General features: G+C 71.2%; 17 protein-coding genes. 7 read left to right on the top strand and 10 right to left on the bottom strand.

Annotated features, from left to right (window positions below; all coding sequences use genetic code 11):
- Nucleotides 1-50: 50 nt before the first annotated feature.
- Complete coding sequence (locus CRP56_RS05175; RefSeq protein WP_097273739.1) at nt 51-785, top strand: PaaX family transcriptional regulator C-terminal domain-containing protein; 735 nt, start codon at nt 51-53, stop codon at nt 783-785.
- An 88-nt stretch (nt 786-873) separates the two neighbouring features.
- On the opposite strand, the gene CRP56_RS05170 is transcribed toward CRP56_RS05175, so the two are convergent.
- On the bottom strand, nt 874-1,677 hold the full coding sequence (locus CRP56_RS05170) for a pectate lyase (protein ID WP_097260686.1): 804 nt from the start codon (nt 1,675-1,677) through the stop codon (nt 874-876).
- Between the two features lie 349 nt (nt 1,678-2,026).
- On the opposite strand from CRP56_RS05170, the gene CRP56_RS05165 reads away from it, so the two are divergent.
- The gene (locus CRP56_RS05165) at nt 2,027-3,274 is read left to right on the top strand and encodes an extracellular catalytic domain type 1 short-chain-length polyhydroxyalkanoate depolymerase (protein WP_257041883.1); all 1,248 of its coding nucleotides are present in this window, start codon (nt 2,027-2,029) and stop codon (nt 3,272-3,274) included.
- Between the two features lie 302 nt (nt 3,275-3,576).
- Here CRP56_RS05165 and CRP56_RS05160 read toward each other — a convergent pair whose 3' ends face one another.
- Nucleotides 3,577-4,656: an NADH:flavin oxidoreductase/NADH oxidase gene (locus CRP56_RS05160; protein ID WP_097260682.1), complete on the bottom strand. Its 1,080-nt coding sequence runs from the start codon at nt 4,654-4,656 to the stop codon at nt 3,577-3,579.
- A 162-nt stretch (nt 4,657-4,818) separates the two neighbouring features.
- Between CRP56_RS05160 and CRP56_RS05155 the strand changes: the two genes are divergently transcribed.
- On the top strand, nt 4,819-5,166 hold the full coding sequence (locus CRP56_RS05155; protein WP_097260679.1) for an ArsR/SmtB family transcription factor: 348 nt from the start codon (nt 4,819-4,821) through the stop codon (nt 5,164-5,166).
- Here the strand turns inward: CRP56_RS05155 and CRP56_RS05150 are convergent.
- Entirely contained in the window at nt 5,092-6,462 is a 1,371-nt protein-coding gene (locus CRP56_RS05150; protein ID WP_097260677.1) for a nucleobase:cation symporter-2 family protein, read from the bottom strand. The two genes, CRP56_RS05155 and CRP56_RS05150, sit on opposite strands and share 75 nt — an antisense overlap.
- A 130-nt stretch (nt 6,463-6,592) precedes the next feature.
- On the bottom strand, nt 6,593-7,936 hold the full coding sequence (locus CRP56_RS05145; protein ID WP_097260675.1) for an FAD-dependent oxidoreductase: 1,344 nt from the start codon (nt 7,934-7,936) through the stop codon (nt 6,593-6,595).
- Between the two features lie 200 nt (nt 7,937-8,136).
- Between CRP56_RS05145 and CRP56_RS05140 the strand changes: the two genes are divergently transcribed.
- Nucleotides 8,137-8,598 (top strand): DUF6214 family protein, encoded by a 462-nt coding sequence (locus CRP56_RS05140; protein WP_097260673.1) that lies wholly within the window; start codon nt 8,137-8,139, stop codon nt 8,596-8,598.
- Nucleotides 8,599-8,607: 9 nt separating this feature from the next.
- Here the strand turns inward: CRP56_RS05140 and CRP56_RS05135 are convergent, their stop codons facing one another.
- On the bottom strand, nt 8,608-9,246 hold the full coding sequence (locus tag CRP56_RS05135) for a DUF305 domain-containing protein (RefSeq protein WP_097260671.1): 639 nt from the start codon (nt 9,244-9,246) through the stop codon (nt 8,608-8,610).
- 191 nt (nt 9,247-9,437) lie between these two features.
- Here CRP56_RS05135 and CRP56_RS05130 point away from each other — a divergent pair, with 191 nt between their 5' ends.
- Nucleotides 9,438-10,940, top strand: a complete 1,503-nt coding sequence (locus tag CRP56_RS05130) for an LVIVD repeat-containing protein (protein WP_097260669.1) — start codon at nt 9,438-9,440, stop codon at nt 10,938-10,940.
- Here CRP56_RS05130 and CRP56_RS05125 read toward each other — a convergent pair.
- The 5 genes from CRP56_RS05125 to CRP56_RS05105 all read right to left on the bottom strand — a co-directional run bounded on the left by CRP56_RS05125 (nt 10,928) and on the right by CRP56_RS05105 (nt 14,902).
- The gene (locus tag CRP56_RS05125) at nt 10,928-11,617 is read right to left on the bottom strand and encodes a TetR/AcrR family transcriptional regulator (RefSeq protein ID WP_097260667.1); all 690 of its coding nucleotides are present in this window, start codon (nt 11,615-11,617) and stop codon (nt 10,928-10,930) included. The genes CRP56_RS05130 and CRP56_RS05125 overlap by 13 nt on opposite strands.
- A 173-nt stretch (nt 11,618-11,790) precedes the next feature.
- Nucleotides 11,791-12,507: an HAD family hydrolase gene (locus tag CRP56_RS05120; protein ID WP_097260665.1), complete on the bottom strand. Its 717-nt coding sequence runs from the start codon at nt 12,505-12,507 to the stop codon at nt 11,791-11,793.
- 54 nt (nt 12,508-12,561) lie between these two features.
- Nucleotides 12,562-13,233 carry a phosphatase PAP2 family protein gene (locus CRP56_RS05115; protein ID WP_097260663.1) on the bottom strand — a complete coding sequence of 224 codons (672 nt, stop codon included), beginning with the start codon at nt 13,231-13,233 and terminating at the stop codon, nt 12,562-12,564.
- Nucleotides 13,234-13,329: 96 nt separating this feature from the next.
- A complete protein-coding gene (locus CRP56_RS05110) occupies nt 13,330-14,274 on the bottom strand; it encodes a M56 family metallopeptidase (protein WP_097260661.1) in 945 nt (314 codons plus the stop codon).
- Nucleotides 14,275-14,368: 94 nt separating this feature from the next.
- Entirely contained in the window at nt 14,369-14,902 is a 534-nt protein-coding gene (locus CRP56_RS05105; RefSeq protein WP_097260659.1) for a DUF5134 domain-containing protein, read from the bottom strand.
- Nucleotides 14,903-15,055: 153 nt separating this feature from the next.
- On the opposite strand from CRP56_RS05105, the gene CRP56_RS05100 reads away from it, so the two are divergent.
- Together CRP56_RS05100 and CRP56_RS05095 are read left to right on the top strand one after the other, a co-directional pair.
- Nucleotides 15,056-16,696 (top strand): FUSC family protein, encoded by a 1,641-nt coding sequence (locus CRP56_RS05100; protein ID WP_097260657.1) that lies wholly within the window; start codon nt 15,056-15,058, stop codon nt 16,694-16,696.
- On the top strand, nt 16,693-17,232 hold the full coding sequence (locus tag CRP56_RS05095; RefSeq protein WP_079310253.1) for a MarR family winged helix-turn-helix transcriptional regulator: 540 nt from the start codon (nt 16,693-16,695) through the stop codon (nt 17,230-17,232). The genes CRP56_RS05100 and CRP56_RS05095 overlap by 4 nt, the downstream gene beginning before the upstream one ends.
- Nucleotides 17,233-17,236 lie beyond the last annotated feature (4 nt).

Raw genomic sequence — 17,236 nt, 5'->3', positions numbered from 1 at the left:
CTATGGCTACGGCTGTAGCAATGCTGCAATACGCAATACAGTACGTGACCATGCGGACGAACCAGGCTGAGCAGCCCGACCAGCTCGAACTGCGTCCCCTGTCCGCGCGCTCGGTGGTCCTGAGTCTGCTGCTGGGCGCGCATCCGCCCGAGCTGCCGGTGAAGGAGCTGGTCCGCCGGGTGGAGCCCTTCGGTGTCGGCGGCTCCACCGCGCGGGCCGCGCTCAGCCGCATGGTCGCGGCCGGTGACCTGCGCCGCACGGACACCGTCCACCGCCTGAGCGACCGGCTTCTGGAGCGTCAGCGGCGTCAGGACGATGCCGTGCATCCCCGCACGCGCGCGTGGAACGGCGACTGGGAGATGTTCGTGATCACGGCGACGGGCCGCGGCCCCGCCGAACGGGCCGACCTGCGCACCCGGCTGGCCGCGCTGCGGCTGGCCGAGCTGAGGGAGGGCGTCTGGCTGCGCCCCGCCAATGTGAGCCGCCCGCTGCCGGACGACCTCGCCGGGGTGGGGGAGTGGTGCGCGGCCCGGCCCGACCGCCCCGCGGCCGAACTGGCCGCGGACCTCTGGCCGTTGGACGCTTGGGCCGCCAAGGGCCGGGCCCTGCTCGCGCACACCGCGCGCGTGGACCGCCCCGCCGACCGCTTCACCGCCTTCGCGGCGGTCGTCCGCCATCTGCTCGCGGACCCGGTCCTGCCCGCCGAACTCCTGCCCGCCGACTGGCCGGGAACCGCCCTGCGCACCGCGTACGCCGACTACCGGCGCGAACTCGGGACGCGGTGAGCCGCGCAGGATGCGGCGGCCGTACGAAGCGCCGTGCGGGGACGCTTCGGACGGCCGCCTTCACCGTGGGGGAGGCGGGCTGACGTGACTACTTGTACGTGATGTCCGAGGACGCGTACTTGCAGTAAGTCCCGTCAGGACCCGAACCGTTGGTGGTCGGCTCCTTGCCCGTGTTGTTGCCGATGTACTTCTGGCAGGGGACGATCTTCTTGCTGGAGTCCCCGACGATCGTGATGCCCCGCAGGGTCGCGCTGTCGCCGTAGTTGGTGTTGATGCCGACGAGCTTGCCGCCCTTGTAGGTCGCCTCGATGGTGTTGAGGTTGATCGTCCGCTTGTACTGCGTCGAGCAGTTGCCGCACGAGCGGACGAACGTACCGAAGTTCTTCACGGCGAAGTTGCTGACGTTGAGCGTCCCGGCACCGTTGAACTGGAACACCTTGTCGCTGGCTTCCTTCGCGCCACCGCCGGAGATGGTGTACACGTTCGAGGACGAGGAGCCCTTGAACGTCGCCGCGTCCTCGCCGACGTCCTCCCACCAGACGTTCTGCAGCGTGCAGCTGCCCTCGCAGTGGATGCCGTCGGCCGCGGGCGCGCCGATGATGACGTTCTTCAGGACCGTGCCGGCCGCCAGCTTGAGGATCGGGCCCTGGTCCTCGCCCTGGTTGTCGGTGCCCAGGGGGCCGTCGCCGTAGAGGCGCTGCATCCCGTAGTCCTTGGTGCCGGACAGCGAGATGGTGGCGGTGACCGCCTTGCTGCTGGTGGGGGTGGGCCAGGTGGCGGCGCTCGCCGTCGGTGTGTTGATTGCCATGATCATGACAACCGAAAGCCCGAGTGCGGCCGCGGCGCCGGTCAGTACGCGCCGATGGGTGCGGGGAGGTGGTGAAGAAGTCATGTCCCGATTCCTTCTGTGTGGGGGCTGATCGTCGATCGCATACATGAACGATGTGCCTTGACATGAACAGCGGGCCCAGTTCCTTGCGGCTCTCTCGGGAAAGGGCGTGCTGTCCGGTCACCCTGCTGAACGGAACGTAGAGGGTAAGCGCTTTCTGGTCAACGCCTCGCGCAGAGGGTTTCTGTGCTGTGGGAGCGCTTCCATCACGGCCATGTGCATGCCACCATGCCTGGTGCTCCCCTCAGCGATGCCCCCACGAGCCGTCATCACGAAGGGACCCGACGTGTCCGCCACTGCCGGCACCATCGCGAGGAGACCGCTGCGCGCGGTCCTTGTCGCGCTCCACGGAATGCTGGTGGCGTTGCTCGCCACCGTGCTCCTCACCGCACCCCCGGCCGCCGCCGGGCAGGCCGCCCCGACCGCGACCCTCACCGAGGTCACCAACTTCGGCACGAACCCCAGCAACCTGCAGATGTACCTGTACGTCCCCCAGACCGTCACCGCGCATCCGGCGATCCTGGTGGCCGTCCACTACTGCACCGGCTCCGGCCCGGCGATGTACTCCGGCACCGAGTACGCCTCGCTCGCCGACAAGTACGGCTTCATCGTCGTGTATCCGTCCGTCACCCGCTCCAGCAAGTGCTTCGACGTCTCCTCGCCGCAGGCCCTCAGGCGCGGCGGCGGCAGCGACCCGGTCGGCATCAAGTCGATGGTCGACTGGACGGTCGGCCGCTACGGCGCGGACACCGGCCGCGTCTTCGTCACCGGCATCTCCTCCGGGGCGATGATGACCAACGTCCTGCTCGGCGACTATCCGGACGTCTTCGCCGCCGGCGCCGCCTTCGCCGGCGTGCCGTTCGGCTGCTTCGCCACCAGCGACGGCTCCGAGTGGAACAGCGCCTGCGCGCAGGGCACGATCACCCACACCGCGCAGCAGTGGGGCGACATCGCCCGCGCCGCCTATCCCGGCTACACGGGCCCGCGCCCGCGGATGCAGCTGTGGCACGGCACCGCGGACGACACGCTGCGCTATCCCAACTTCGGCGAGGAGATCAAGCAGTGGACGAACGTGCAGGGGGTGAGCCAGACCCCGGCCGCCACCGACTCGCCCCAGTCCGGCTGGACCCGCACCCGCTACGGCGGCACCGGTGACCGGGCCCAGGTGGAGGCGATCAGCCTGCAGGGCGTCGGCCACGGTGTGTACGCCTCGGGAATGGGCGCCCGCGTGCTCACGTTCTTCGGCCTCGACGGCGGCGGCAGCACGCCTCCGCCCCCGGCCGGCCCCTGCAAGGTGACCGTGACCACCAACGCCTGGAGCAGCGGCCTGACCGCGTCCGTGACGATCACCAACACCGGCACGAGCACGGTCAACGGCTGGCAGCTCGCCTTCACACTGCCCGGCGGGCAGACGATCACCAGCGGCTGGAACGCCACGTACGCGCCGAGTTCCGGCGCGGTGACGGCGACGAACGCCTCGTACAACGCGACGCTCGCCCCGGGCGCGAGCGTCGGCATCGGCTACCAGGCGACCCACACCGGGAACAGCGCGGCACCGGGCGCCTTCAGTCTCAACGGAAAGTCCTGCACGGTCGGTTGACGTACTCCGGCCGCAGGCGCCGTCAGTACGGCAGCAGTCGTCCCGACGGTGTCCTGCGGTCGATCGTCTCGTCCCGGCGGGGAACGGGCCTGCGGATGACACGGATACGGGTCTGGCCCTTCATGACGCCCTCCTCATGCCTGATACCAACAGCCTCGCTGTCGCGGGCGCCTGGCACATCGTGCCTGGGAAGGCATTACCCCTGACCTGGGGGGAGCAACCGCCGGGGGTGCCCTACTTCTTCGGGAGGACCGGGACGTACTCCCCAGGTCCCGGTCCTCCCGAAGCCGCGGGCCGCCGGCTCAGACCGACCGGTGGTACTGGTCCGGCACGTGCACGTCCCCGCCCAGCTCGCGCGCGGCCTGCCGCGCCCAGGACGGGTTGCGCAGCAGCTCACGGCCCAGGAGCACGGCGTCCGCCTCGCCGTTGACCAGGATCTTCTCGGCCTGTTCGGGCTCGGTGATCAGGCCGACCGCGGCGACCGGCAGCGTGGTCTCGGCCTTGACGCGGGCCGCGAACGGCACCTGGTAGCCGGGGCCGACCGGCATCCGCACGCCGGAGGCGTTGCCGCCGGTGGAGACGTCGAGAAGGTCGATGCCGTGGGCCTGGAGATCGGCGGCGAACCGTACGGTGTCGTCCGGCGTCCAGCCGCCCTCCTCCAGCCAGTCCGTCGCCGAGATCCGGAAGAACAGCGGCTTGTCCTGCGGCCACACCTCCCGTACGGCGTCCACGACTTCGAGCGCGAAGCGGGTGCGGTTCTCGTACGAGCCGCCGTAGGCGTCGGTGCGGTGGTTGGAGTGCGGGGAGAGGAAGTTGCCGATCAAGTAGCCGTGGGCGCCGTGGATTTCGGCGATCTCGAAGCCGGCGGAGAGGGCGCGCCGGGCGGCATCCGCGAACTGGCCGACGATGTCCTGGATCTGAGTGACCGTCAGCTCGGTCGGCGCCGGGTGCTTGTCGTCGAACGCCACCGGGCTCGGCCCGAGCGGCTGCCAGCCATGGCCCTCCGTTCCGACCGGTGCGCCGCCCTTCCAGGGCCGCTCGGTCGAGGCCTTGCGGCCGGCATGGCCGAGCTGGATGCCCGGGACCGTGCCCTGGCCCACCAGGAAGCGGGTGATCCGACGGAAGGCCTCGACCTGGGTGTCGTTCCAGATGCCGAGGTCGTACGGCGAGATCCGGCCCTCGGGGCTCACGGCCGTGGCCTCGACGATGACCAGGCCCGCGCCGCCGGCCGCGCGCGCCGCGTAGTGCGCGAAGTGCCAGTCGTGGGGCGCCCCGGTGTCCGGGCCCTCGGGTGCCGCGGAGTACTGGCACATCGGCGGCATCCACACCCGGTTCGGGATCGTCAGGTCACGCAGGGTGTAGGGCTCGAAGAGTGCGCTCACGGCGGGCTCCAATTCGTCACGGGACCAGCGGTCGGCTCGTACGATAGGCATCGTAGTACGGTGGATGTCAAACTACGAAGGGTTTCGTACAATGGCCACCCCGAAGACTTCTTCAAGATGTCCCGAAGCCTGCCGAAGGCTTCCCTGAGAGGTGGAGCCGCTGTGACCTCGCCCGCTGCCAGCAGCCGTGACCTGCCGCATCCGGCCCGGGACGAGATCCGGCTGGAGCCGGTCCTGCACGCGCTCTCCGACCCGATGCGGCTCGCGATCGTGCGCGAGCTCGCCACCGTCTGTGGCGAGCTCACCTGTTCGCAGTTCGAGCTGCCCGTCACCAAGTCCACGACCACGCACCACTTCCGGGTGCTGCGCGAGGCGGGGGTGATCCGGCAGATCTACCGGGGCACGGCCAAGATGAACGGCCTGCGCAAGGACGACCTAGACGACCTCTTCCCGGGGCTCCTGGACGCCCTGCTCGGCGCCGCCGACCGCCAGGCCGTCCGCCTCGGCTGAACCTGCCCTCGAGGGAAGGTGGTTGAAGAGCAGGTTCAGCACGATCGCCGTCAGACAGCCCGCGCTGATACCACTGTTCATCACCGTCTGGAACCAGTCCGGGAACTTCTCGTAGACCGTCGGCACACCGACCGGCAGCATGCCCATCGCCACCGAGACGGCCACCACCGTCAGGTTGTTGTTGCCCTTGAAATCGACGGTCGCGAGGGTCCTCAGCCCGCTCGCCGCCACTGTCCCGAACATCACCAGCCCCGCACCGCCGAGCACCGGCGCCGGTATCGCCGCGACCACCGCGCCCAGCTTGGGCAGCAGGCCGAGCAGCACGAGGATGCCGCCCGCCGCGGCGACCACCCAGCGGCTGCGGACGCGGGTCATCCCGACCAGGCCGACGTTCTGCGCGTACGCCGTGTACGGGAAGGTGTTGAAGACACCGCCTAGGACGGTCGACAGGCCGTCGGCGCGCAGACCGTCCGCCAGCGCGCGCGGCTCGACCTTGCGCTCCGTCATCTCGCCGACCGCGATCAGGTCACCGGTCGTCTCCGTCATCGTCACCAGCGCCACCACCAGCATCGACGCGATCGCCGAGGCCTCGAAGGTGGGCGCCCCGAAGTGGAACGGCGTGCTGATCCCGAGCCAGTCGGCGTCACCGACCCCGTCGAAGTCCGTGAACCCGAACGGCACGGCCACGGCAAGGCCCACCACGATGCCGATCAGCACCGCGACCCGGCTGAGGAAGGCGGGCGCGAACCGCTGCACACCCAGCACCACGAGGAGGACGAACAGGGCCAGCCCCAGGTTCTTGGGCTCCCCGAAGTCCGCCGAACCGACCCCGCCCGCCGCCCAGTTGCCCGCGACCGGCAGCAGCGACAGGCCGATGATCAGGATCACGGTGCCGGTGACGAGCGGCGGGAAGAAGCGGAGCAGTCTGCCGAAGACCGGCGCGAGCAGCATGATCGCGAGGCCCGCGACGATGACGGAACCGTAGATCGCGGGGAGGCCGCCGCCGGTCGTGCCGATGAGCACCATGGGGGAGACTGCGGCGAACGTGCAGCCCTGCATGATCGGCAGGCGTACGCCGAAGCGCCAGAAGCCTATGCACTGGATGAGGGTCGCGATACCGCACACCAGGAGGTCGGCGGTGATCAGATAGGCCAGATCCGCGGGCGACAGTTTCATCGCGCTGCCGACGATCAGGGGGACGGCGACGGCACCGGCGTACATGGCGAGTACGTGTTGGAGGCCGAAGGCGAGAAGGTGGCGGGCGGGTGGGACTTCGTCGACGGGGTGCTTGGTCATGGGTGGGACCGTAGGCTCCTTAAACAGATTGTTGATTTCGGGGTGGTTGCTGGTTTGTTTCCTGGTGCGGGTGCGTTGGGGCTGGTCGCGCCCACGCGGCGGAGCCGCATATTGATACAGCCCCGCGCCCCTAAAGGGCGTTGCGGTGCGCGGCCGTCAAGAGGGACTCCCAATCGGGGAGCTTCACCACGCCCCTGCCCAGGGACGCGCCGAGTTCTGCCTCTGCCTGCTCGATGGCGCACCAGCCGGTCCAGTCCACCGGATCCGCCCCTTCTGCCCGCAACGCCTCCAGCGGATCCCCCCGCCTCTCCTCCCGTACGAGGATGTCGGCGTCCTCCAGCAGTGACGTCACCGTCTCCTTCGCGCACGGGCGGTTCGTGCCGATGACTCCCGTGGGGCCCCGCTTGATCCAGCCGGCCACGTACTCACCCGGCGCCACCACGCCGTCGCGCAGGACGCGGCCGGCGAGATGGGGGACCGTGCCGCTCTGCTCGTCGAACGGCAGACCCTCCAGCGGCACTCCGCGGTAGCCCACCGAGCGCAGCACCAACTGGGCCTCGATCTGCTCGTATTGGCCCGTTCCCGTGACGCCGCCGTGGCCGTCCGGTGCCGTTCGTTCGAAGCGCACCGCGGCCACCCGCCCCGCCTCGGCGAGGAGTTCGACGGGACGGAGGAAGAAGCGGAGGTGGATGCGGCGTGCGGAAGGCGTCCGAGGCGCCTGTGCCCAGCCCCGCAGCACCTCCACGTTGCGGCGCTGGGGCGCGGGCAGGTCTGCCGGGTCCGGGTAGGCCGGGTCGAGGGTCAACTCCTCGTGGTCCACCAGCACTTGCGAGTCCGGGAGTCCGGCCAGCTCGCGCAGCTCCTTGGTGGTGAAGCGGGCCTGGGAGGGGCCGCGGCGGCCGACCATGTGGACGTCCGTCACCCGGCTCGCCGTCAGTGCGGTGAGGGCCGGCTGGGGCATGTCCGTGGGGCTCAGTTCGGCGGCGCCGCGGGCCAGCATCCGGGTCACGTCGACGGCGACGTTCCCGACGCCGATCACGACCGCCGAGCGGGCCGTGCGGACGAAACCGTCGTCGACGGCGTCCGGATGGGCGCTGTACCAGGACACGAACTGGGTCGCCGAGAAGCTGCCCGGGAGGTCCTCGCCGGGGATGCCGAGGTGCCGGTCGGTCGCCGCGCCCACGCAGTACACGACGGCGTGGTACAGCGCCCGCAGCCGGGCGGTCGGCAATCCGCCGGCGCCGACCCTGACGCCGCCGAGGAAGCGGACCCGCTCGTGCTCCAGGACCGTGCGCAGGTTGTTCTGGAGGGACTTGATCTTCTCGTGGTCGGGGGCCACGCCGTAGCGGACGAGCCCGTACGGGCACGGCAGACGGTCCAGGACGTCCACGTACACCGCGGGGTCCAGCTGGACGAGGCTCTGGGCGGTGTAGCACCCGCTCGGCCCGGAGCCGACGACGGCGACACGAAGCACGGCGGTACTCCTTACCCGTGGGGATCAGAGCAGATCGCTGATGTCTCCAGCATCGCACCCTGGCTGCTGCGCTGACAGGGTGCTGTACGCAGCCGGGGACGCGTGTCCGTTGGTATGGAAAGTGATCATGCGGTTACGTTGCGTGTGTGCTAGAAGCATCGTTTCTTAATCTTTCTGATCGTTGTCCGACGGACGGTGCCGTGTCCGTGTGGCCCGCGTGGGAAGTGCAGGAGGGCGAGGACGCCACCTCGTGGTTCCATGTCCGGCTGGCGTTCAGCGACGGCGCCCAGGTCGATCTGCTGGCCGTGGTGGCCGACGGCTGCGCCTCCCTGGAGGACGTGCGCGCCCAGCCGGCGCTCTCCCTCGACGACCTCGCGGTCCTCGCCGACTGGATCGAGGGCCCGCTCTTCGAGGCGTGCGGCGTCGCGCCGGCGCCGGAGGAGGGCGAGCCGGGCGTGTCGCGGCGGGCCCGGCCCGCGTGGCCGCGGGGTGTCGAGGGACGGTGGCTCGTCGCGCAGGAGTACCGGGCGGCCCAGGAGGAGGGCTTCGATCCGGTGCTCGCGGTGATGTGCGCGACCGGGCACAGCCGCCGCAAGTCGCTCAGGATGATCGCGCAGGCGCGCGACGCGGGCTATCTGACGCCCCGTCACGCGCGCCGCTGAACACACCCTTCACAGCATGTCCCGCATCCGGGAGATCTCGCTCGTCTGCTGGGCGACCACGTCGTCGGCCATCTCCTCGATACGGATGTTGTTGCCCTGCCCCTTCACGTCGGTGGCCATGGTGAGCGCCCCTTCGTGATGCGTGATCATCAGGGTGAGGAAGAGCTGGTCGAAGGCCTTCCCCTTGGCGGCCTTCAGCTTCTTCAACTGCGCCTCGGTGGCCATGCCCGGCATCGAGGCGTGGTCGTGCGCCCCGCCCTTCGGGTCCTTGCCGTACGACGTCAGCCAGCTCTCCATGGCGTCGATCTCGGGCCCCTGTGCCGCCGCGATGCGCTCGGCGAGCTTTTTGACCTGGGTGGACGCGGCGCGGTCTGGGGCGAGTTCGGTCATCTCCAGGGCCTGGGTGTGGTGCACGATCATCATCCGCGCGTACGAGACGTCGGCCGAGTTGGGGGAGTCGTCCTCGGCGCGCTGGTCGGCGGCCTCCGCGGCGGACAGGGTGCGGTTCGCCTCGCCGGGCTCGCCGGGTGCGAGCACCGAAGGGCCGGTCGCCGCCGCCGGCTTGGCGTCCGAGTCGGAGTCGCAGGCCCCGAGGCCGAGCAGCACCAGAACGGTCACCGTGGCGAGGGACGCGCGGCGGATGAGCACAACGGCCTCCTGTGGCAGGTGGGTTGGGTGGCACCTTGTGAGCGCCGTGACTGTCCTAGCACGCTTCCGCGGATTATCGAGCAGAAAACTTCATTGCGATTCTGTTGCCCCCTGTTGGTGTGTGCATGGTCAAGACCATACTTCGGTGGTGTGTGAACCGTTCCGAGGCGAACGGCACCAGGGAGGAAGCAGTGATCCTGAAAGATCCCCGAACCCGACACAGACGCCTGGGAGTTGTCGCCGCCGCGACCGGACTCCTCGCGGCCCTGCTGACGGCCGTCCCGGCCGCCGCCACCCCCGATCCCGGGGACGGCACGGCGGCTTCCGGCAAGGAGGTGTCGCAGAGCACCGAGGCACAGGTGAGGTCGGCGATAGCCGACGGCGAGATACCCGGCCAGGACGAGATCGTCCACTCCGACAACATCGAGCACCTGGCCAACATCCCCAAGGACGCGCTGCCCGGCACCAATTCGGACCTCGCCTTCCAGGGCAGGTACGCCTTCGCCGGCAACTACGACGGGTTCCGCATCTTCGACATCAGCAACCCGAAGGCACCCAAGACGGTCGCCCAGGTGCTGTGCCCCGGCTCGCAGAACGACATCTCCGTCTCCGGCAACCTGCTGTTCCTGTCGACCGACTCCTCGCGCAGCGACAGCAGTTGCAACAGCACCACGCAGCCGGTGACCGAGAAGTCCTCCTGGGAGGGCATGAAGGTCTTCGACATCAGCGACAAGACCAACCCCAAGTACGTCGCCGCCGTCGAGACCGCCTGCGGCTCGCACACCCACACGCTGGTGCCCGAGCGCAAGAACGTCTACATCTACGTCTCCTCGTACTCGCCGAACGCCGCCTACCCCGACTGCCAGCCCCCGCACGACGGCATCTCGGTCATCAAGGTGCCGCGCAACGCCCCCGAGAAGGCGGCGGTCGTGGGCTTCCCGGTGCTGTTCCCGGGCGAGGGCCCGGACGGCGGAGGCAACCCGGGCGCGCCCACCAACCCGGGTGTCTCCAAGACCACCGGCTGCCACGACATCACGGTGCTGCCCTCGAAGGACCTCGCCGCGGGCGCGTGCATGGGTGACGGCATCCTGTTCTCCATCGCCGACCCCGAGCACCCGAAGGTCATCGACCAGGTGCAGGACAACGTGAACTTCGCGTTCTGGCACTCGGCGACCTTCAACCAGAAGGCCAACAAGGTCGTGTTCACCGATGAGTTGGGCGGCGGTGGCGCCGCCACCTGCAACGCGACGGTCGGTCCGAACCGGGGAGCCGACGGCATCTACGACATCGTCGGCAAGGGCGACAAGCGCAAGCTCGTCTTCCGCAGTTACTTCAAGATTCCGCGCCACCAGGCCGACACCGAGAACTGCGTGGCCCACAACGGCTCGCTGATCCCGGTCAAGGGCAAGGACATCATGGTCCAGGCCTGGTACCAGGGCGGCGTCTCCGTCTGGGAGTTCACCGACTCCTCGCAGCCCAAGGAGATCGGCTACTTCGAGCGCGGCCCGCTGACCACCGACACGCTCAAGGTCGGCGGTTCCTGGTCGGCGTACTACTACAACGGCTACATCTACTCGAACGACATCACCAAGGGCTTCGACGTCCTGAAGCTGAGCGACCGACGCACCGACCCCGCCAAGTGGGTCCGGCTGAAGGAGCTCAACACCCAGACGCAGCCCGACTACTTCGACTGACCCTCAGGGCCGCACTCCGGTGCGGCCCCGGTCGCGAAGAACCGCGACAGATCCGTGTCGCCCGTCCCGCCGGACGCCGCCTCGGTGTCCGGCGGGACCCCCAACTCCCAGTCCAGCCGGTAGCGTTTGAACAGCTCGGCGCGCAGCACCGGCAGCGGCATCGGCACGCCCGGCACCAGCGCCGCGTAGACCGAGCCCATCAACAGGGCCCGCAGCATGGGGTAGTCGGCGTCCGGGTCCTGTGATCCATTGCGTACGACGGTGTCCCGCAGCAGCTCGGCCAGGCGCCGCTGCTCCGGGCACGGCAGGAACCCCTCGGCCTGCAGCAGCCCCGCCATGTGCTGACGCATCAGCACCGGCCGGTCCCGGGCCAGGCCCAGGATCGCGTCGATGGCCCGCGCCATCCGCTCCCGGCCGTCCTCGGTGTGCGGCTCCCGCTCCAGCGCCTCCTCCAGCGTGCGGTTCATCAGCCGGTGCACCGCGGACTGCACCAACTGGCGCTTGCCGGGGAAGTAGTACGACACCAGACCGCGCGCGGAGCCGGCCCGGTCCGCGATGTCGCCGAGCGTCGTCGCCTCGTACCCGCGCTCGCTGACCACCTCGACCGCCGCCTGCAGCAGCCGCTCGCGGGATCGCCGCCGCAATTCTTCATTGACCGAGGCGCTGCGCGGGGACATGCTGTAACTCCTGCGTTGACTGGCTGCCAGCCAACTATACTCAACGCGTTCGGATCGGCCGATGAAACGGCTGGTCAGGGCTGCCGTCCGTCTCGGGCGACGCGGGGGATCGTCCGAGACGGACGGTTCCTCACACCCCAGTGGTGGCCTGAGGCTACTTACTGGCTCGCCGTTCAGCCGGACGACCGGGTTTTCCCGCCCTCGTCCACCAGATCCAGCACGGGCAGCAGCCCGCCCGGCCGCTCGGTCACCGGCAGGTGGTCCACGAAGTGCACCGCGCACCCCAGAGCGGCGGCCCCGCCGTCGGCCCGCCGGTCGTCGCCGACCATGAGCGTGCGACCGGGCTCGGCGCCGAGGTGGGCGCAGGCGGCGGCGAACAGCCGGGTGTCGGGCTTCTGGACGCCGTGCTCGTACGACAGCGCGTAGGCGTCGATGTACGGGTCGAGGCCGTGCTCCCGGAACACCGGCCGCAGATCCCAGCCGATGTTGCTGACGACCCCGATGGCGATGCCGCGCTCGCGCAACGCCCGCAGCACCTTGCCGGCGTCGGGGTAGGGCTGCCAGGCGGCCGGGGACATGTGGCGGTCGTAGAGCAGGTCGTGCAGTGCCGGGTCCGGCAGCGCCACCTGGCGTGACAGCGCGGTGTACACGGCCCGGTGCTGCTCGGCGCTCTCGTCGCGGGTCGCCCACGCCCCGGCCATCTCCGCGGGCACCCGCACGGGGTTCGTGCCACCCGGCAGCGCCCCCGCCACCTCCAGCGCCCGCGCGGTCTCGACGATCTCCGGCTCGGGCACCACGATCCCGGCCTCGGCGAGCCCGCCCCGCAACCAGGACTCGGCGGACTCGATACGGAAGAGGGTCCCGGAGAAGTCGAACAGCACGGCGATCATGCGGAAATCCTACGAGCCGCACGCCACCGCGCTCGGCGCCGGAGCACGGCTCCCCTACGCCTCTCGACGCCCGTGCACCAGCACGGCCACCGCCACCACCAGTCCCCCCAGCAGCCAGCCGCCGAGGACGTCCGTGGTCCAGTGGACGCCGAGCCAGATACGGGTGAGGCCGACGCCGAGGACGGAGACGACGGAGAGGGTGAGGGCGGTGCGCCACAGGGTGCGGCCCACGTCGTGGTGGTGCAGGAGCCACAGGAGAAGGCCCAGGACGACCGTGGCCGTCATGGCGTGGCCCGAGGGATACGCCGCGAAGTGGGCCGTGTCGACCGGGTCCTGCCAGACCGGGCGGGGGCGGTCCACCGCCGCCTTGAGGGACTGCTGGATCAGCGTGCCGACCGCGCACGTGACCGCCAGCCAGATCGCCGTCCACCACGCCGACCGTCGCCACACCAGCCACACCACGACCACCGCGCACAGCAGTCGCATCGTCCACGGGTCCCACACCCAGTCCGTCAGGATGCGGAACGCGTGGGTCAGCCCGGATTCCTCGACCGCCCACCGATGGGTGGTGTCGGCGATGTCCCCGTCGAAGTTCATCAGGGGACGCCAGCGCACCGCGACGAGCGTGAGGAGCAGCACGGAGCACGCGCCCAGGACCCCGGCCGCGCGGACTGCCGTGTGGTGGTCCGGCGGGCTGGGCGGGGCGTCGACGGGCGGGGAGTGCATACAACGATCCTCGCCGACCACGGGGGTCGGAGGCCAATCCCGCCGGTCGCCCCGAGGATCAGGGGGTGGTGGCGAGCCCTCCGGAGCGCCCGCCGCTCAGCCGCCCCAGCCCAACGCCCGCAACCCCGGTACGAACGCCACCAGCAACGGCACCATCGGCACAAGCGCCGCGGTCGCCGTCAGGCCCAGGCGTCGGGTGGCCGGCAGTCGGTCCGGGGGCGTGAGGAGGCGGTGGACCCGCTGGGGGACGTGGGCGTGCGGGGTCGGGCCGGGGCCGAACACGCCCCGGTCCTCGTTGAGTTCCACCAGCGCCAGCGCCGTGGTCAGCCGGCCGAAGCGGCGGGACGCCATGTCGTCCGCGGCGAGTTCGACCAGCCGGTGCATCTCGTCGCGGAACGCGGCGAACACCGGCACCTGCGGGAACCCGCCCGCCAACGCCGACGAGCAGTGCAGCAGCCAGTCGTGCCGGGCCTGCGCGTGCCCCTCCTCATGGGCCAGCAGGGCATCCAGCTGACGACCCTTCAGGCGCCGCAACGCGGCCGTGGTGACGACGAGTTGAGGCGCCGGACCGGAAAGCCACCAGGCGTCCGCGCGCTCACCCTCCAGGACCACGAGGCGACCGGTGCCGCTCTCCTCGCCGGGCAACAGCGGGGCCCGTACCAGGAGTTCGGCCCGGCGCAGCCGACGCCGCGCCCGCGCCCGTACGATCTCACGCACCAGCATCGCCGCGCTCCACACCCCACCGAGCGCCAGCGTCACCGCCGTTGTCGCCGCCCAGGTGCCGCCCGCCCCGAGCGCATAGGCCTCCACCACCGCGCGCGGCGCCGGTGCGAAGACATGGCCGCGTACCGCCTGCCAGGCCGCCGCCGCGCTCAGTGTCATCGACAGGGCGCAGCACAGGAGTACGGCCGCCACCGCGCACTGCCACACCCACAGCGCGACCACCGGTTCACGGTCCGGCCAGTCGGACCGGGCGAGCAGCCGAGGGGCGACTACGGCGGTCAGGGCGCCGAGCAGCAACAGTGCCGCGGGGACCATCATGGGAGCACCCTATGAGCGGCCCGCCGCCCACCGGTACGGCATCCCGCGGCAAAGTGACGCAGGACACGGCTGTGGCCGCAGGGGGCCCGGGTCGTCAGAGCGTCGCCAGCATCGCCACCATCGCGATCCCCATCGACAGCCGGCAGGCCCGCGCCACTTCGGGCCGGTCTCCCCACGCGACGGTTCCGCCCCCGGCCGTGACGGGCACCAGCCGCACGCCGGAGAGCAGTACGTAGCCCATGAAGTAGAGAAGCAGCGCCCCCGTCACGACGGGACTCCCGGAGCCGCCGCCGTGGTGTCCGGGTGACGCCGCCATCACCACCGCCATGTAGACCATCGCCGACGCCCCCACCAGGTGATGCAGATGGTGGGCGCTGGTCCGCGCCGCCCACAGGGCCCGCAGGGCCGCCGCCCCGAACACGGCCGCGTACGCCGCCCAGGCCCAGGACGGCGGAGTGAACACCGCGGCCGGGACGGCCATCGCGGCCATGCCGAACCCCATGAGCGCCTCGCCGCCCGCCGCGCGGCGCTGCTCCTCGACATCGCTGCGCATCCGCAGCAGGCAGTAGGCCCCGGTCGCCGCACACAGCGCGACCAGCAGCCAGCCGGGCGAAGCCGGTCCGTGCACACGCGCCTCCCCGCTAGACGGTCGGACGGGGAGGGGATGCCCCGGCCACGCGGCGCGCACGCGAGCGCAAGGGTGTACACGGGGAGCATTCGGCGGAGCACGGCAGGTCAGCCTTTATCGTTTACTGGTAAAACACCTGTTAAGGTTGTCGGTATGAGCAGTGCCAAGCCCGTCCCCGCCCCGTCACGCGTCCGGCGCCTCCCCCTGGCCGGCGTCCTCCGTCTCGGCCGCCCCTCGGACATCTGGTTCAAGCCCGCCCTGAGCGTCGTCGTCGCGGTCGCCCCGCCGAACCTCATCCTGCTCGCGCTCGGCCGCCTCGACCTGGCGATGTACACCATGGCCGGCTCCCTGTGCGCGCTGTACGCCCACAACCGCCCCTACGCCGCCCGGGCCCGCGCCCTGGCCTGGGTCGTGCTCGGCATGGTCGGCGGCCTCGCCGTCTCCCTCGTCACCGCCTCGCTCACCACCGACGCCGCCGTCCTGGTCGCCGTCGGCGCCCTGCTGGCCGCCGTGCAGAAGGCGCTGTGCGACGCGACCCGGGTCGGCCCGCCCGGCAACGTGGTCCTCACCTTCATCACCTCGGCCTCCCTGTTCGCCCCGCAGACCCTCGCCCAGGTCCCCGGCCACCTCGCCCTCGCCCTCGCGGCGGGCGCCTGGGCATGGATCATCGGCATGGCACCCGGACTGGTCCGGCCGCACGGCCCCGAGCGCCGGGCCACCGCACACGCCCTGAACGCCACGGCCGCCCACGTCGAGCAGCACGACCCCCGCACCAGGGCCGCCGCGGCCGCCGCGATCCAGGCCGCCTGGCAGTCCCTGCTGTCCGCCGGCGCCCGCACCCCGACCCGCCGCGCCCTGGACCGACTGGTCGTCCGCGCCGAGGTCGCCTTCGCGGCCCCCGCCGACACCGACCCACGACGTCTGCGCGCCTGGGCTCGCGACCTGCGCGGCACCGCACCGGTCCCCGCCACCGCGGACCACGGCGAACTCCTCGGCGTCGACGCCGAACTCGCCGTCCCCGCACCTCCGTTGTGGCGCAGGCTCGGCCCACTGACCCCGCTCGCCCTGCGCACCGCCGTCGGCTGCGCCCTCGCCGGTTACGCCTCCCTCGCGCTCGGCGTCGGCCGCCCGTACTGGGCCCTGGTCACCGCGGCCTCGCTCTACCAGGCCAACCTCACCCTCACCTGGAGCCGCGGCGTCCAGCGCGTCGTCGGCAACCTCGCCGGCGTTCTCCTCTTCGCCGCCGTCGTCCCGCTCGCCCACCTCGGCCCGGCCGCCCTCGTCCTGGTCTGCCTCGCCTTCAACTTCGGCGCCGAGGCCCTCATCAGCCGCAACTACTGGCTCGGCAGCGTCTGCGTCACCCCGATGGCGCTGCTGATCACCGAGTTCGCCGGCTTCCAGGAACCCGGGCGGCTGATCACCGAGCGGATCGTGGACACCGTCGTCGGCGCCCTCGTCGGCTTCGGCGCCGCGATCGTCGTCACCAACCGCCGCGCGGGCAGCCGCATCGAGCGGACGCTGGCCGCCGTGGAGCGCGCCCGCGAACACGCCGCCCGCCTCCTGGCCGAGCCGCACCCCGACCCGCGCGCCCTGGAGTCCGCCCGCCGCGCCCTCGCCGCCCACCTGGTGGAGCTGCGGGCCGCCGACGACGCCGCGGCCGGTGAGTGGTGGCAGGGCGCACTGCCCCAGGAGCGGGTCGTGCACGCCGAGCAGGCCGGACACCGTACGCTCGCCGCGACGGTACGGCACCAGGAGGTGCACCGGAACGCGACGACGGAGGGCATACGGCCATGACGGCACCGAACGGACGGCAGGCGGACGCGACCGGGGGCGACACCGTCTCCGCGGTCGTCCGGCAGTGGCAGGCCGTCCACCCCGGTCTCGACACCGGCCCCATGGAGATCATCGGCCGCGTCAACCGCTGCGCCGCCCTCCTCCAGCAGGCCGAGGACGCCCCGCTGCGCCGGGCCGGACTCAGCCGCCCCGAGTTCGACCTGCTCGGCGCGCTGCGCCGCACCGGGCACGAGCTGACACCGGGCGACCTGGCCCGGGAGACCTTCTCCTCCGGCGCCGCGGTCACCAAGCGCCTCAAGCAGCTGACCGAACGCGGCCTGGTCGAACGCCGCGGGGACACCCGGGACCGCCGCGTCGCCCACGTCCGCCTCACGGACGCGGGCCGGGAGATCGTCGACGGCATCCTGCCCGAACAACTCGCTTACGAGACGGCCGTCCTGTCCGTCCTCGACCCGCAGCGCCAGGGCGAACTCGCCGGACTGCTCGGTGAGTTGCTCGGGCAGTTGGAGGGCCGGCTGGGGGCGCTACGCGCCTGATCCC

The sequence above is a fragment of the Streptomyces sp. TLI_55 genome, from assembly GCF_900206255.1.
In the GTDB taxonomy this organism is placed as follows: domain Bacteria; phylum Actinomycetota; class Actinomycetes; order Streptomycetales; family Streptomycetaceae; genus Streptomyces; species Streptomyces aquilus.
The sequence above is the reverse complement of the archived record's forward strand: the minus strand, read 5'-3'. Positions and strand labels throughout refer to the sequence as shown.

Excerpts from the sequence above, each read along its gene's own strand:
- CRP56_RS05175 (WP_097273739.1), top strand. The coding sequence starts at position 51 with ATGCGGACGAACCAGGCTGAGCAGCCCGACCAGCTCGAACTGCGTCCC.
- CRP56_RS05170 (WP_097260686.1), bottom strand. The coding sequence starts at position 1,677 with ATGACTTCTTCACCACCTCCCCGCACCCATCGGCGCGTACTGACCGGC.
- CRP56_RS05165 (WP_257041883.1), top strand. The coding sequence starts at position 2,027 with ATGCTGGTGGCGTTGCTCGCCACCGTGCTCCTCACCGCACCCCCGGCC.
- CRP56_RS05150 (WP_097260677.1), bottom strand. The coding sequence starts at position 6,462 with ATGACCAAGCACCCCGTCGACGAAGTCCCACCCGCCCGCCACCTTCTC.
- CRP56_RS05125 (WP_097260667.1), bottom strand. The coding sequence starts at position 11,617 with ATGTCCCCGCGCAGCGCCTCGGTCAATGAAGAATTGCGGCGGCGATCC.
- CRP56_RS05120 (WP_097260665.1), bottom strand. The coding sequence starts at position 12,507 with ATGATCGCCGTGCTGTTCGACTTCTCCGGGACCCTCTTCCGTATCGAG.
- CRP56_RS05115 (WP_097260663.1), bottom strand. The coding sequence starts at position 13,233 with ATGCACTCCCCGCCCGTCGACGCCCCGCCCAGCCCGCCGGACCACCAC.
- CRP56_RS05110 (WP_097260661.1), bottom strand. The coding sequence starts at position 14,274 with ATGATGGTCCCCGCGGCACTGTTGCTGCTCGGCGCCCTGACCGCCGTA.
- CRP56_RS05100 (WP_097260657.1), top strand. The coding sequence starts at position 15,056 with ATGAGCAGTGCCAAGCCCGTCCCCGCCCCGTCACGCGTCCGGCGCCTC.
- CRP56_RS05095 (WP_079310253.1), top strand. The coding sequence starts at position 16,693 with ATGACGGCACCGAACGGACGGCAGGCGGACGCGACCGGGGGCGACACC.